The 15,535-nt window shown below is 60.2% G+C and carries 9 protein-coding genes and 1 tRNA gene; 3 read left to right on the top strand and 7 right to left on the bottom strand.

The window, feature by feature from the left end; translation table 11 throughout:
• Nucleotides 1-2: 2 nt before the first annotated feature.
• Together pheT and pheS are read right to left on the bottom strand one after the other, a co-directional pair.
• Nucleotides 3-2,456 carry a phenylalanine--tRNA ligase subunit beta gene (gene pheT, locus ACTNDJ_RS02625; protein WP_441083267.1) on the bottom strand — a complete coding sequence of 818 codons (2,454 nt, stop codon included), beginning with the start codon at nt 2,454-2,456 and terminating at the stop codon, nt 3-5.
• A 181-nt stretch (nt 2,457-2,637) separates the two neighbouring features.
• Nucleotides 2,638-3,714: a phenylalanine--tRNA ligase subunit alpha gene (pheS, locus tag ACTNDJ_RS02620; RefSeq protein WP_154517607.1), complete on the bottom strand. Its 1,077-nt coding sequence runs from the start codon at nt 3,712-3,714 to the stop codon at nt 2,638-2,640.
• 505 nt (nt 3,715-4,219) lie between these two features.
• Between pheS and ACTNDJ_RS02615 the strand changes: the two genes are divergently transcribed.
• Nucleotides 4,220-5,794: a carboxypeptidase M32 gene (locus ACTNDJ_RS02615; RefSeq protein ID WP_441083266.1), complete on the top strand. Its 1,575-nt coding sequence runs from the start codon at nt 4,220-4,222 to the stop codon at nt 5,792-5,794.
• Nucleotides 5,795-5,999: 205 nt separating this feature from the next.
• Here the strand turns inward: ACTNDJ_RS02615 and glmM are convergent, their stop codons facing one another.
• The 3 genes from glmM to ACTNDJ_RS02600 all read right to left on the bottom strand — a co-directional run bounded on the left by glmM (nt 6,000) and on the right by ACTNDJ_RS02600 (nt 10,802).
• Entirely contained in the window at nt 6,000-7,331 is a 1,332-nt protein-coding gene (gene glmM / locus ACTNDJ_RS02610) for a phosphoglucosamine mutase (protein WP_441056577.1), read from the bottom strand.
• 3 nt (nt 7,332-7,334) lie between these two features.
• Entirely contained in the window at nt 7,335-9,629 is a 2,295-nt protein-coding gene (locus ACTNDJ_RS02605) for a DUF4012 domain-containing protein (protein WP_441056575.1), read from the bottom strand.
• Nucleotides 9,630-9,779: 150 nt separating this feature from the next.
• Nucleotides 9,780-10,802: a DMT family transporter gene (locus ACTNDJ_RS02600; protein ID WP_441056573.1), complete on the bottom strand. Its 1,023-nt coding sequence runs from the start codon at nt 10,800-10,802 to the stop codon at nt 9,780-9,782.
• Nucleotides 10,803-11,092: 290 nt separating this feature from the next.
• Here ACTNDJ_RS02600 and ACTNDJ_RS02595 point away from each other — a divergent pair.
• Nucleotides 11,093-11,167, top strand: a tRNA-Val gene (locus ACTNDJ_RS02595).
• Between the two features lie 545 nt (nt 11,168-11,712).
• Here ACTNDJ_RS02595 and ACTNDJ_RS02590 read toward each other — a convergent pair.
• Nucleotides 11,713-12,726: a hypothetical protein gene (locus ACTNDJ_RS02590; RefSeq protein WP_441063971.1), complete on the bottom strand. Its 1,014-nt coding sequence runs from the start codon at nt 12,724-12,726 to the stop codon at nt 11,713-11,715.
• A 387-nt stretch (nt 12,727-13,113) separates the two neighbouring features.
• Between ACTNDJ_RS02590 and ACTNDJ_RS02585 the strand changes: the two genes are divergently transcribed.
• Nucleotides 13,114-13,800, top strand: coding sequence for a DUF5710 domain-containing protein (locus ACTNDJ_RS02585; RefSeq protein ID WP_441056569.1), 687 nt, complete (start codon nt 13,114-13,116; stop codon nt 13,798-13,800).
• A gap of 445 nt (nt 13,801-14,245) precedes the next feature.
• On the opposite strand, the gene ACTNDJ_RS02580 is transcribed toward ACTNDJ_RS02585, so the two are convergent.
• Entirely contained in the window at nt 14,246-15,328 is a 1,083-nt protein-coding gene (locus ACTNDJ_RS02580) for an HNH endonuclease (protein WP_441056567.1), read from the bottom strand.
• Nucleotides 15,329-15,535 lie beyond the last annotated feature (207 nt).

The following is a 15,535-nucleotide window of genomic DNA, read 5'->3' as shown; positions in this document are numbered from 1 at the left end:
ACCTAGCCGCGGACCTCGCCGTTTACGCCCTTGCACACCTTGGTGACAATCTTCTGGTGCGCTTTTTCGACCTCTTCGCTGGTAAGCGTGTGGTCGTCGGAGCGATACGTAAGCGCAAAGGCCATGGACTTCTTGCCCACGCCCACGCGGACCGGATCGCGGTAGACGTCGAACAGACGCACACCCTCGAGCAGCTTGCCGCCGGCGCTGGTAATGCGGCGCTCAAGGTCCTCGCAAGTCACGGAGTTGTCGACCACGATAGCAAGATCGTGCTCAACAGCCGGGTACTGCGAGAACTCGCGGTAGTTCTCCTGGTTGCGGGCGCCCTTGATCAGCTTGTCCAGGTCGAGCTCAAAGGCAACGACGACCTCGTCGATACCCATGGCTTCGCGCGCCTCGGGGTGGATCTCGCCGACCCAGCCCAGCACGGTGCCGCCAGACAGAACCTCGGCGGCACGGCCCGGCTGCAAGAAGGCATAGCCCTCGCCCTCGACGGGACGGAAGCGAACCTTCTCGATGCGCAGCTGGGCGAGCAGCTCCTCGACGATGCCCTTGCCAAAGAAGAAACGCAGCTTGCGGTACTTCATGTTCCAGGACTGCTCGCTCCACTGGCCCGAGAGCACGCCCGCCACGGACTTAGTCTCCTTGGGCAGGCTGGCGTTCTCGCGGCCGTGGAACAGGCTGCCGACCTCGTACAGGTGCACGTTGGGCGTGCCATGGGCCTCGTTATAGGCCACAGACTGCAGCAGGCCCGGCAGCAGCGAGCGGCGCATCTCGGTCTGCTCGGCCACCAGCGGGTTCATAAGTACCACGGGGCAGCCGCGGCCCTCGGTGGACATGCCGATCTTCTCCAGGTCGCCCGGCGCGGCAAAGCCAAAGGTCGTGGTCTCGTTGAGGCCGCAGGCACGCAGGATCTCGCCGACCTTGCGGGTAAGCTTCTGCTCGCGGGTCAGGCCACCGATGTGGTTCTTGGCAGCCGGGATGGTCGCCGTCACGCGGCCCATGCCCCACAGGCGCAGGACCTCCTCGATCAGGTCGATTTCACGCGGCAGGTCGGGGCGGAAGCTCGGCGGGGTAACCATAAAGTCCTCGCCGTCGCGCTCGACGGTGCAGCCCAGGCGGGTGAGCGAGCGCTCGATAAAATCGGGCTCGATGTCGGCGCCGCAGATGGCGTGCACGCGGGCCAGGCGCAGCTTAATGCTGTCGATGGTCTTGGGCGCGGGGAACACATCTACGTAGCCGGGAGCGACCTCGCCGCCGGCGATCTCCTCGATGAGCGCGCAGGCAACATTGGCCACATCCACGCAGCCGGTCTCATCGACCTGGCGCTCAAAGCGGATGGAGGCGTCGGAGATCAGCGACAGATCGCGGCTGGTGTGCGAGGTGCGACCGGCGTCGAAGCAGGCGCTCTCGACCATCACGTCGACGGTGTCGTCCTCGATCTCGGAATCCATGCCGCCCATAACGCCGGCCAGCGCCACGGGGCGCTCGCCGTCGGTGATAAGGCCCATGCCGGCGTCGAGCGTGCGCTCCTCGCCGTCGAGCGTCGTGAACTTCTCATCCTGCTGGGCGGCGCGAACCACCACGCGGCGCCTGCCATCGCGCTCGGCAAAGGTGTCCAGGTCAAAAGCGTGCAGCGGCTGACCGGTGAGCATCATCACATAGTTGGTGATGTCGACGATGTTGTTGTGCGGGCGCACGCCCAGGGCGTTAAGGCGCTTGACCATCCAGTCGGGCGACGGGCCGACCTTCACGTTGCGCACGATGCGGGCGACATAGCGGTCGCACAGGCCCTCGTCGGCGATCTCGACCGAAAGCTCGTCGTCGGTCGCGCGGCCGGTCTCCGCCTTGATGGCGGGCAGCTCAACGTGGAAGTCGCGATCGAAAATGGCACCGGTCTCACGGGCCATGCCGATCATGGACAGGCAGTCGGGGCGGTTGGGCGTGATCTCGCAGTCGAGCACGGTATCACTCGAGCCCACATACTCGGCAAACGGCATGCCGCAGGGCGTATCCTCGGGCAGGATCATGATGCCGGAGTGGTCGCCGCCCAGGCCGAGCTCGCGCGCGGAGCAGTTCATGCCCATGGACACGACGCCGCGAAGCTTGCTCTTCTTGATCTTGACGTCACCGGGAAGCACGGCGCCGATCATTGCCGTGACGATGTGGTCGCCGGCCTCAAAGTTCTGAGCACCGCAGACGATCTGCAGCGGAGCGGGGTTGCCGTCGGCGTCGAGGTTCTTGTCACCCACGTCGACCGAGCACACATACATATGGTCGCTATCGGGGTGCGGGGTCTTGGTGAGCACCTTGGCGGTCACCACGTGGTCGAAAGACTCGCCCACGGTGTCGATCGCCTCGACCTCGGTGCCGGTACGGATATATTCGTCCGAAAGGGTCTTGGGATCCTCCGGAATATCGATCATGGTCTTGAGCCAGTCGTAAGAAACACGCATCTAACTGGTCTCCTTTCATCTGTAACGTCTGCAATAAACAGACGGAAAACTCCAGCTACGGAGACGGGTTTCCGAGGTGCCGCAGATTGCCCCGAAAGAGGAGCGCCGCGTACTTGGGTACGCAAGCGACGGTTTGAGGGGCAAGGTGCGGTGGCTCGGGAAGCCGCCGGGACAGGTCAACTTAAAACTGATTCAGGAAACGCATATCGCCTGTCATGAGCGTTCTGAGGTCGGGCAGGTCGTAGCGCAGGGCCGCGACGCGCTCGGCGCCAATGCCAAAGGCGAAGCCGGTGTACTTCTCGGGGTCGATGCCGCAGTTGATCAGGACGTTGGGGTCGACCATGCCGCAGCCCAAGATCTCGATCCAGCCGCTGTGCTTGCAGAAGTTGCAGCCCTTGCCGCCGCAGACGTGGCAGCTCACGTCCACCTCGCAGGAAGGCTCGGTGAAGGGGAAGAAATGCGGGCGGTAACGCGTCTTGCGGTCCTCGCCAAACATGCACTTAACAAAGTAGTCGAGCGTGCCCTTAAGATCGCCAAAGGTGATGCCCTCGTCGACGACCAGGCCCTCGATCTGGTTGAACTGCGGCAGGTGACAGGCGTCGGCCGTGTCGGGACGGTAGACGGTGCCCGGGCAGATCATGTAGATGGGCGGCTTCTGCGACTCCATGGTGTGAATCTGCACGCCCGAGGTCTGGGTGCGCAGCAGCACATCGGACTCGCCGTGGGCATGCGCCTCGGGGTGCGCGACGCTGCCGGGGTTGTTGTCGACCACATAGAAGGTGTCGCGGGCCGAGCGGCTCGGGTGATCCATGGGGGCGTTGAGCGCGGTGAAGTTGTAGTAGGAGGTGTCGACCATGGGACCGGACTCGACGGTGTAGCCGATACCGCTAAAGATATCCTCGGCCTCCTCGATGATCTGCTTGATCAGGTGCTGGTGGCCGATCTGCGGACGAATGCCCGGCAGCGTGATGTCGACGGCCTCGTGCTCCAGTGCGTGCTTGAGGGCGGCGGCCTTCATCTCGGTGGTGCGCTCGTCGAGCATGCCCTCGATCAGCTGGCGCATCTCGTTGGCGCGCTTGCCCATAACGGGGCGATCCTCGGGGGCGAGCTTGCCCATCATGCGCATCAGGCCGGTAATACGACCCTTGCGGCCGAGCAGCTCAACGCGCGCAGCCTCGAGCTTGGCGGCGTCGTCGGCGCCTGCGACGAGCTCCTTGGCCTCTTCCTCGAGTTTGACCAGATCATCAATCAGACTCATGTCTTCCCTTTCGTCTCTCGCGTTCCCCGCTCGCCAGGACGACTGCCGCCGTCTGGCGTTGCAAAAACGCGGCCCGGTTCGGTAACAAAAAACCGTCCTCGGGCATGTGCATTGCCCAAGGACGGTTGAATTCCGCGGTACCACCTTGTTTGACCCGGCGGATGTCTGGCCCGCCGTGCCCACTCTATGCCCCTTATCGCGAGGCTCACGGCTTCCCTACTGGGGCTTCGCCGCCGCTGGCCGCGCGCCCGTTGAGGTTGCTGCTCGGGAGTGAACGCTTGGCCCTTGCCACCGCAGGAAGGCTTGCAGCCCATGACCTTCCCTCTCTTGCCGGCGACGCGGCGGGCAAAACCCTCTCCGTCAACGCATTGGGCTATAGGATAACACATTCTGCGAGCATATCGCCGCGTTCCGTTTTGTTCGCACTGGGTACAAGGCGGGTAGCTGTGCAAACTGGCCGCACGCCCACCCGTGGCGTCCGGTCTGCGAGATCAAGGATATAGGTATGGGAAAGAAACTCGATAAGAAAGCCAAGGCCGCCGTGGCCAAGGCCTCTAAGAACGCCAAGGCGGGCAAGGGCATCAAGAAGCTCCGCAAGCTCGAAGGCAAACTATGGACCCGCGAGTACCTGCTCAAGATTGCCGAGTTCGATGGCGCGACGATTGCCCCCGCCAACGGCGCTGCGGCCCGCGCCGATGCTATGGGCACCCTTGCCGGCGAACATCACAAGCTCCTGACCAGCAAAAAGTCCGTCGAGCTTGTAAGCTCGCTGGCACACGAGACCGTCGCCGGCGGCAAGATCGACGACCCACAGCTGCTCGACGAGATCCGTGTGCTCGGCCGCGACCAGCGCGAGGCAAGCGCCATTCCCACCGAAGAGGCCGAGGCCTGGACCAGGCTCACCTGCGAGGCCGACGCCGTGTGGCACAAGGCCAAGACGGCCAACGACTGGGCGAGCTTTGAGCCCTACGTGGATAGAATCGTCGCCCAGCTCAAGCATCAGGCCGAGCTCATGGACCCCAAGCACGACCCATACGATGTTTGGCTCGACCAGTACGAACGCGGCCTTTCCGCCAAGAGCTTCGATGCGTTTTGTGACGAGGTCAAGGCCACCGTCGTGCCGCTCGTTCACGCCATCGGCGAGCGCGGGCAGCAGCCTACTGCCGACTTTTTGCACGCGCATGTGCCCGAGGCCGCCCAGCGCGCCATGAGCTTCGACCTGATGAAGCTCGTCGGCCTTAACCTGGACGACACCACGCTCGCCTTTACCGAGCACCCGTTTAGCGAGGGCTTCTCGGTGGGCGATGCGCGCATCGCCACGCACATCTACGAGAACGACTGCATCTCCAACGTCTATAGCATCATCCACGAGGCGGGGCACGCCATGTACGAGCTGGGCGTCAATCCCGCTTACGCGCGCACGTGTCTGGAGGGCGGCACCTCCATGGGCATTCACGAGAGCCAGAGCCGCTTTTTCGAGAACACCGTAGGCCGCAGTCGCGCTTTTATGGGCCCGCTGCTCGAAGTGCTGCGCCGTCACGCGCCCGAGGTCTACGGCAACGTGGACGAGGACACGCTCTACCACGCCGTGAACATCGCTCAGCCGTCGCTGATCCGTACCGAGGCCGACGAGCTCACCTACCCGCTGCATATTATGGTGCGCTACGAGATTGAGCGCATGCTGTTTGCCGGCGAGGCCACGGCCAAGGACATCCCCGCGCTTTGGAATCGCTTTATGGACGAGTACCTGGGTATTCCTGTTCCCGACGACACGCGCGGCTGCCTGCAGGATACGCACTGGAGCGGCGGCTCGTTTGGCTACTTCCCCACGTATGCGCTGGGCAGCGCCTACGATGCCATGTTTGTGCCGGCCATGTGCCGCGACGGTGTCGACCTTAACGGCGCCTGTTCGAGCGGCGATTTGGCACCCGTCCGTGCTTGGCTGGGCGAGCACATTTGGCAGTGGGGCCGCGCCAAGGACGCGCCGGAGCTCATCAAGGGCGCGTGCGGTATGGCATTCGATGCCCGCTACTACTGCAGCTACCTGCAGGACAAGTTCACCACGCTGTACCAGCTGTAAGGATTGACCAGCACGCCATCGCCATCGCCAACCATGTTGACGTCGATGTCTTGGCAACGTCAGCGAAAACGGCCCCAAGCGAGCAAGGTGACGTGAAATGAAAGGGCGCTGACCTTCTGGTCGCGCCCTTGAAATTGAACGCCAGATTGCCGCTTGGGGCCGTATGTAGCGTCGAGCGGTTACGCGGTTTGGTAAAACTGCGTAACTACAGAGCCTCCAGCGCGGCGGCGATGCGCTTCATGGCGGCGTCGGCGGCGTCTTGGTCGGGGGCCTCGGCCAAAACGCGAATCACCGACTCGGTTCCGCTCTTGCGCACCAGCACGCGGCCCTCGCCTGCCAGCAACGCCTCGGCCTCGGCGATGGCGGCCTGCACGCCCATGTTGCCCAGCGCAGCATCCTTGTCCGCCACGCGTACGGCAACCTGCGCCTGCGGCAGCAGCTTGCACGGCACCGCGAGCTGCGAAAGCGTCTCGCGTTCGGCACGAATCACTTCCATCACACGCAGCGAGGTCATAATGCCGTCGCCCGTACGCTCGATATCGCCAAAGATCGTATGGCCCGTCTGCTCGCCACCCAGGCTGTAGCCGCCCTCGCGCATCTTGGCATACACGTGGCGGTCGCCCACGCCGCTGGTCACGGCACTCAGGCCGGCAAGCTCCAGCGACTTAATCAGGCCAAAGTTGCTGGCGATCGTCGGCACCACGGTACCGCCCGAGAGGCGCCCGTGCTTGTTAAGATACACGCCGCACACGTACAGAATCTGGTCGCCGTCGACCACGCGGCCGCGCTCGTCCACTGCCAGGCAGCGATCGGCATCGCCGTCGTAGGCAAAGCCCACGTCCAAGCCTTGCTCCACCACATGGCGCTGCAGGCGCTCCATATGCGTAGAGCCGCAGTCGACGTTAATGTTAAAGCCGTCGGGTGCGGCGTTAATCACGCGCACATCGGCGCCGAGCGCATCGAACACCGGCTTGGCGACAGAGGACGCCGAGCCGTTGGCGCAGTCAATGCCAATCTTGACGCCCTGCAGCGAAAAGTTCGCGCTTGCAATGAGCGAGGCAATGTAGCGGTTGCGGCCCTGCATGTAGTCAACCGTGGCGCCAATGTGGTTGCCCGTGGCCAGCGGCACCTCGCTCTTGCCATCGATGTAGTCCTCGATGAGCTCCAGCACGTCCTCGTCCATCTTAAAGCCGTCGCTGTTAACCAACTTAATGCCGTTATCGCAAAACGGGTTGTGGCTCGCACTGATCATGATGCCGCAATCGAAGCAGCCCTCCACGGTCTGGTGCGCCACGCCCGGCGTAGGAATCACATGCAGCATATAGGCGTCTGCGCCGCTCGCAACCAGACCGCTCACCAGCGCCGCCTCGAACATATAGCTCGAGCGACGCGTGTCCTTACCCACGATCACGCGCGCCTTGGCCCCGCGCCTGGCGCCGTAATACCAGCCCACAAAGCGGCCGATCTTGTACGCGTGCTCCACGGTCAGCCCAACGTTGGCCTCGCCGCGAAATCCGTCGGTGCCAAAGTACTTCATATCTTACTTATCCTGTTCGAACGTTTGAGCGGTCGGCGTGGTACGAACCTCAAGCTCTTTGTGCCCAGAGTCCTTCGAAGTCGTGACCGTGTACTCAACCTTTATGTCTTGTCCAAGAAGCATGTGGACGCCGCCCCATGCAACCTTCAGGCCATCGTGCGTCGCTTCGCTCATCTCGATAGAACCGGAGCCCGAAGTCTTAATGTCCGAAATGCTGCCTCCCGCGGGAGCATAGAGATAGAGTCTCAGCACCTCGTCATCAATATCCTGGCTAATGCCGTTATGGCCCTGGAAATAACCAGGCATCTCGGCCTTCTCCTGGGGGGTCATCGTGTTCTTGAGCGTAGTGGTCACTCGATACGTCGTCGAACCGTCGGCATTTTCAACCGAAGAATCGATGGTGACTCGCTTATCGAGAAACCAATCCATCTTTGAGTAACTGTAGTTGTTCACATAGACGCCCAAGATCGGAGCCTCCGACGTATCGGTTTGGAGAGCGCCGGAGATGCCAAGGGCCTTCGCGGCCTTTTCCTCGTCGTCGTTTCTCGAATACATCAGGATGCGACCCTCGGAAGCACCCTTTTCGATGGCGGCAGCGATCTTAGTAATATCGCTGGAGCCCAGTTCGTCCACGATCTTGTTAAAAGCCGATCCGGCAACCGCCGCAAAAATGGCGTCCTGTTCCTCTGCCGGGTAATTCCAATAAACATCGTGCATCAGTACCTTTGCAGCGTTGCTTCCGTCGACGACGGTGCCGTCGGGAAGCTGCGTGCCGCCTACAATGCCGAGCATATACTGCAAAAATACCGGATCGACTGCAAATACGCCGTCGATGTCATCTCCGACAATGGCCTTCTGCATATCGCTGACAAGCTGAGCCGCACGCGGATAATCGGGCGTCATCGTAACGTCGCCCATCGTGTATCCGAGCGTGTTGAATCCCGTCAGGCCCCATCCGGTCGTGAACAAGTTTGCCTCTTCATCGGTGATGGGAAGCGGACTCAAAGGCTCTTTCATCAAGTCGACTTTGACAAAATCGCCCAGTTCGAGCTTACCGTCAGTCACCGACATCACGCCGCGAGAACCCGGGAAACCGCCGCAGGCGCGGATCTCGACATTGCTCATCGCGAGCACAAGATAATGGCGCGTCTGGCCGTTGACGCCGAGCATCTGGGGCAGAACGGGGGCGATCTTCTCTGCCGCGTCGACTACACCGTCCAGAGTGGCAAAGCCGTCCTTTGCCTTATCGACCAGCTCGGTCACCTGGGCGATATGCGTATCGCCAATACCCTGCACCTTTTTGTTGGCGCTCTTGAACGCCTTCGAGCTATCGGAGAGCGAATCGGCGACCGCCTGCAGCGCGGACACGTTGATTGTCCCGTCCTGGAACAGCTTGCCAGGCGTTGCCTGAGCGAGATTATCGGCCATGGGGACCAGCGCGCCGCTCGAAACATCGGACAGAGCGTCGACCATGGTGCGGGCGGCGCTAATATCGCTGCCATACACCGGAATGAACGAGGCCATCGTCCACACCGGGCTCGAGGTCTCCGCCTTCATGCTGCTGCAAAGGTCGTTGATCTTCTTCGCATCGTCGGGCAGGGTCGAAAAATCGCCCGACGTGACCTTACCCTTAAGGTCTGCGACGATACCCACGGCCTCCTTTGCCTGGGCCTTCACGGTCTTTGCCGAGTTAAAGAACATGAAGCCGCTCACGCCAAGTGCAACGAGGACAACCGCGACGACAGCAACGACCGCTGTGGCGGCATAACGGTTCTTGTTCTCGCCCTTGCGATGACGATGACGGACCAGCCCGTCCGACGTCGTGCTCGACGAAGTGCCGCCGCCGTAGTTCAGGCCAAAATCGTAATAGTCTTCTTTGGAACCCGAGCCCACAAACTCGGCACCGCTATCGTCCAGACGGGCAAACGTGCCGGTCTCGGAAGCTCCCGTGTAAATCGTGCCCAAGTTGCCCGTGATGCCTGCATCCTTGAGCGACGAGGTGTTGCCGGCAGCATTGGCGCTGCCTGCATTGCCTGCGGGATTTGCGGAGACCTCGCGCGGTGGCACTGCGGGGGTAGCCCCGGTCGCAGCGGCCTGGCCGTTTGCGCGGGCCGCCTTTTTTGCCTTCTGAGACTGCTCATACAGAGCGGTGAACATCGCCGTCTCGCCCGGAGACGTGCGATTGCCGGCGCCGTTCTGGCCAATGCCACCCGGAGCGCTGGGCCTTCCCGCCCCGTTAGAACGCGGCGGGACCGCAGAACGGCCGTCTCCGCTACCTTTAAAATGATTTCCAGCCATAGAGAAATCCTCGCAATACAAAAGTCGATAAACGTTATCAGTTTATGTCATATTGAACGCGCGCAGCTAAACTCCAGACATGCGTCCTGATTACACGCAACATGCGCGAATCCCTATTCAGTTTTTAACTTGTATCAGCCGCTGCGTCGACTACACCGTTAAAAACATCATTACGATAATCATGGCAAAGCCGATAAGGTCGGTCGGCAAAAATACCGTGCCCAGCATAACGGCGCTGGTAACGGTTGCCGAGACCGGCTCCACGGTCCCGATGAGGCTCGCGCGCACCGAGCCGATGTCCTTGACGCCCTGCATATAGAGCATGTACGCCAAAAACGAGCCCACGACCACAAACACCGCGAGCGCCTCGACGCCGGCGGCATCGAGCGCCGGCATATGGGCCCACGGCTGCACGAAAACGCACGAGACCACGCCTGCCGTGAGCATGGCAGAGCCTGTAACGATGGGGCTGCCGTATTCGGGCAGGATCTTGGCGGGAATCACCGCCATGCAGGTGGCGCTCACCGCGCACATAAGACCCGCCACCAGACCGAGCGGCGAGATGCTCAGGCTCGTGGGGTCGCCGCCGGTGGCGATCAAAAACGTGCCGCCAAGGGCCAGGCCAATACCGATAACCTCGCGCATGCGCGGTTTGCGGCGATCGGTGATGCAGGTATATCCCATGATGATGACCAGCTGCAGGCACTGAAGGACCGTCGCGGTTCCGGCGTTGGTCAGGCGCACGGCCGAAAGATAGCAAAACTGGTTGAACAGCAGGCCAAAGGCGGTAAAGAGCAACAGCTGCTTGCGGTCGGTCGGCGTCGTCCAAAGCTTAACCAGGCGTGCGCGGTCGCGCGTGACAACCACAGCCATAAAGAGCAGGCCGGCGAGAATCTGTCGTATGCTCATAAGCCACAGCGTATCGACATGGTAGGTATCGAACAAAAAACTCGCGCTGGTGCCCGAGAAGCCCCAAAACGAGCCGCCCACGAGCGTAGCCAACATGCCCACGATCATCTTGCGCGTCTGGGCATCGTTGAGGCGGTCGCGCCATGCACGGCGGGTGCTGCGGCTGAGCTCATCGGTGCCCTCGGGCACATCAATGTTCGATATATCGGTCATCGGCACCGAAGTCCCTGTGCCTTCGACCTGCTCGACACGCTCTTTGCTCATCCCGCTCCCCCGAAACAGCCTGGAAACAATTCGGCTTACCTTACCACGGCGAAGGCACCAGCTGGGGGCTTGTCCGCTTATCGGTAGGACAATTCCGCAGACGTCTCTTCCATGGTTCGGCATCGCAACGGCTTTGCATTATGCGACAGCCAAATCACGGCAGCGAGCTCTTTTAAAATGGGCGCGACAAAGCCCTTTGATTCCACAACGTTAGCGATTTTAAAAAATATTCTTGCCACCGAGTTCAAGCTCCGTTATATTATCCCTTGCGCACTTGCGCACCCTTGATCGGGCGTTTAGCTCAGGGGGAGAGCGCTTCCCTGACACGGAAGAGGTCACAAGTTCAAATCTTGTAACGCCCACCAAATGTTCGCAGCCCAGATGCTATGCCTCTGGGCTGTTTTGTTTTATGTGCTAAGCCAAAAGGGCGCCGTGGCACCCAAATCCGCTTCGGCAGCTCCAATAACCATCCCAATCGAGGCTGATACCGCCTCTACATAACCGGTAATCATCCCGGCAGACCCCAAGTTGCTTCGGTATCGCCGGCAATTACCCCTGCCACACCCAAAGTCGCCCAGACAACCCCGGCGACCGCCCCAACCAGCCCCAAAATCACCCAAACAGCCTTGGCGACCGCCCCGATCTGGCCTTCGCAAGCCTCGCGGCCACATCCGGACAGCCTTCCCATAACCAGGTCTAATACTTTTCCCGAGAAGTGAACGACCTTATTTGGACCCCTGAAGCATCCACACTTTTTACAGCCAAAACCGCAGGATTCCAATGATAAAACCGCAGGAAATAAGCCACCAAAAGTGTCGATGTTTCGGGGGTCCGTTTTGACTCGTTCACTTCTCGGGAAAAGTATTAGACCTGACAATGAGGCCCTTGGTCCCATGCCCAGCAACCGCCCCTACCAATGTTGACGCGCCTCGATTACGACCTGCCAAAGCTTAAACCGCTTCGCTTCGACGCGCTTGAGGGCAAAGTATCGCTGCTCCTCGCTCATGGGCTTGTTAAAAATGGGTCGCTTGTTCCGATGCAGCTTCCGTCGGATGCGTTCGCACAGCCGGATGAGCTTGTCGTAGTCATTTGCCTGCTCAGTCGTCACGGTGAAGTGTGCCACGCCGCTCAACAGCTCCAACTCGTTGCGGCGCTCGGCATCCTTGTAAATCTTCTCGCGTCCGTCATGAATGGCATCGCTATCGTAATCGACCATCGCGGTCAGCACCTCTGGCAGCAGCCCGGCCTTTACTTTATCCATGCCCACCTCGACTTTAGCCGTAAGCGTTATGTCGGGTGTGCGCTCCAACACGCGAAGCTTGTGATCACGTCCGTCATTGTATCCATCGCGAATGAAGACCTTCTTGTTAAGTTCGGCCTTGCCCAATGCATACCCGCCGTAGCGCGCAGGCAGCGACATAAACATGCAGAGCCCCGACTCCCTCGGAGAGCGCGACCCCTCGATCACATATGCAAGCAGCGCCTTTGCCTTCGCGATACCCCTCACCTTGGGTGACTTCTCGATATACGCCTCGATGAGCTCCTTAGTCGTGAGCCTGCTATCGCGCATGCCCGCATCCCTGCCTGTTACCCCACCGGGAGCAAGGTTATCCAGCCGGTAATCCGATGTCATCGCATAGCCGGCATAGACGGCCGCTGCCACATCGCCATCGTGCACAGCCTGCAAAAACGCCAGCTCGGGAGAGCACACATACGCATCAAGGTCGCCCATCCAGTGGCCCAGCGAGATAAACGAACCCGCCGGGAGCTCGTTGGTGCACAGATGCGTCTTAACATGCTTGCTCTGCCGACGGCCGGCGCGCGACGGCACCAGCAAATCCAGCGTTTCGATCCCCAGGTCATAGCGATCGATAACCTCCTGCGCTTCTTGGTCCAAGAGCGCACAGGCACCTGCAATCGACACGACCTCTGGCTCCGAATCCCCAAAGCGAGGGTTCGGCATGTGCGCCAACAGCGCCAATGCGGCGTTATGTGAAACGATAAAGTACCTCATGGCGCGAAGATAGCACGCACGCCGGCGGGGGCTGGCGGTCCTGTTAAGTTTCCGGTAAACGACCGGCGGTTTTTTCGCCGAGGTGCGCCAAAGTGTTCATTCGCCGATGCCCAAACCGCAATCCGTCAAGTTTTTGGCAAGGTTGCCGCCCAACTGGCCAAAAGCCGACCATCTACTTGCCAGTTTATCCAAGGCGTAACCAACCAGTCCTCACCGCGGCTTCTCGGCAAAACGCCACAACGTCCACACCCTGCGGTATCCTTGAGCCACTTACACCTGTAGCACCAAGGAGCCACCATGCGCACCGAGCTCGATGTTCCCTTTTCGCGCAAAGAAGAAGCCAAGGCGCTGGGCGCCAAATGGGACCGGACCAAGAAGATCTGGTATGTACCCAGCGGCGTCAACCCCGAGCCCTTTGCCGAGTGGCTGCCCGGTGTTGACCGATCCGACCCCTCTGCGCCGTATATATATCTAGTACTGGGCAAGCGCGAATGCTGGAAATGCCACAAAGAGACCTCGGTCGCGGCCTTCGGCATTCCCTATCGAGCCGATGACAGCGAGGGCATCGCCATCGCGCACGCACCCAACAAGGCCGGGCACATTGCCATCGACACGACCAATGCCAACGCGCTCGCCATTGTTCCCGCTCTTGGCTGCGTCCCGGGCGAGATCCGCGACTATCTTTCTAAGCGCTGTGGCTACAAGCCCGTAGGCGCGCGAGCCTCCAAAGCCCCATCACTCGGCAACACGTGCACCAGTTGCGGCGCGCTGCAAGGCAGCCGCTATCTGTTCGAAGAACCCACGTCCCCGTTTGCCCTCACTGCCATCAACAAGCTGCCGGCACTGGAGTTTGTGCGCGTCGAAGTTGCCGGCGTCTTTGGCGTTCCGGCCACGCATACCAATTTTGACCAGGCACTCTTTACCTGGGCACGCGACCATCACGCCGAGTTCCACAAGCAGCTCGGTGAGGGGGTTTATTTGTAGAGACGGAGAGGCCTTCACAGCCAGCTCCTCCGCATCACCTATCCCCCGTCGCAAACGTCATACACGATATCGAGGCCGCAAACAGGGCATTTCTCCGGATACACCGGCATATGAACGCCCGTCCGTTTTCTCACTTCGTCGCTGAGTCTGTCGCGCGCATCGATGAACCGAATATCGAGACACGATATTTGTGAGCCGCAATAAGGACAGGAGACGGCAAACGACCCGCAATCAACCTCTACGCCCGGAAACATATTGTTGTCGATAAGGGCACACGGCAGTTTTCCGTACTTCCCCATCGCAATATCGCCTCTCCAGCTCACACGCGCTCCTCTCTCGCTATCCAAATCAGGAAGAGCATGCACCGGCGGGCGTGCACGAGATTGCATCGCCACGCGATCCGATCAAACAACACGATCGTAAAAGACCGCCAAAGCCAAATACGCTAATACGGCAGAAGCCCCGCCTTTTCACGCTTCTTTTCCGAGCGATCAAACTCAATGCGATGGGCCTCGAGAAACACCGCATTGGGTCGCCACTGACGCTCATTCGGCTGCCTTAGCGTCGCACCTGCAAAGGAAGCGTAGTCGGTCTTATCCAGCAGGTACGATCCGCACAGCCGATATTCGCCGCAAACAGGCTCAAACGAAATCAGATGAGCATCGAATAGAGCATGAAAATCGCGCCGAAGCAGAATGCCATTGCTGGCAACCTGTGATTTGGGTCCCGAGTAATTCTCGATATGTGCAGCCTCCAGTGCCTCGTTAACCCCACAACCCGACACCGCGCAGCGACCATCATAGGCGGCAATGAGCTGCTTGCGGAACCATTGCTGCCCCAATCGCTCGCGTCTCAACGCATAGCGAACTTTTTCGTCATCGGTCGCACTCTGTCCGGCAAACTCAATGTCGACTGGCATGTGCTTCAGATAGCTCATGTCGGATGCAAAACGAGGGTCCGGTCCGCCTTTATGAACGGGACCATGCAGAACAAACCAGCCGTTTTCGGGCTCAAACCGTTCAACAAACGCAAGGCCAAGCACCTTATAGCCCACCTCGGTTGCAAATATGACTCCGACTGGTACGCCATATTCCATGCAGTTGAGCATTTTACGGTTGTAATTCTGGTCTCGAGAACCAACGGCGCCTGGCGCTTGAACCGAATACTTAATGACCCACGTACCGTCATCCAAATAGAGCGGAGGAACATCGGTGTAGAAGCTCTTTTTAGAGTTATGGACCGAAAGCGCAAAGATCTTATTGGGATCTTGCTTCACCCGGTTCTGGCCCGGCCAGAAGATCCCTGAATCCCGCGTTACGGGAAAGAAGTCCGCGCCAATTCTCAAACGATACTGATACTGAGGGCTATCTTCCTTGGTGCGGTGCGGAAGGCTGGTCCAAACGCCGCCGCGCTGTTCCTCACCCAGAAACCACTCCCATGCCTCAACGTATTCGGAAGGCACGAGACTGCAGGCACGGTCATAGCTTGGTCCATCCATCAACGGAACAGCAAGGTCAATGTCGTTCATCGCCAGCACCTACAACCATACGAACGCGAGTCATGCCCCTCAATAATATGGCCGAGAGTCAATTATTACGAGATCTCATTCCGCGATCGGCACATCGTTGATGCTCTCGGTTTGCCGCTGGCGCGCTCATACCCCGCTATCCCACTCCCCTGTATACTGATGTAGCACGTGTTTCATCCGGGCTTGTTGGGCCGGATTGTTCATGGG

The organism is Collinsella sp. HCP3S3_D1 (assembly GCF_052064015.1).
GTDB lineage: Bacteria > Actinomycetota > Coriobacteriia > Coriobacteriales > Coriobacteriaceae > Collinsella.
Note: the sequence above shows the minus strand (reverse complement) of the source record. Positions and strands in the feature narration are given on the sequence as shown.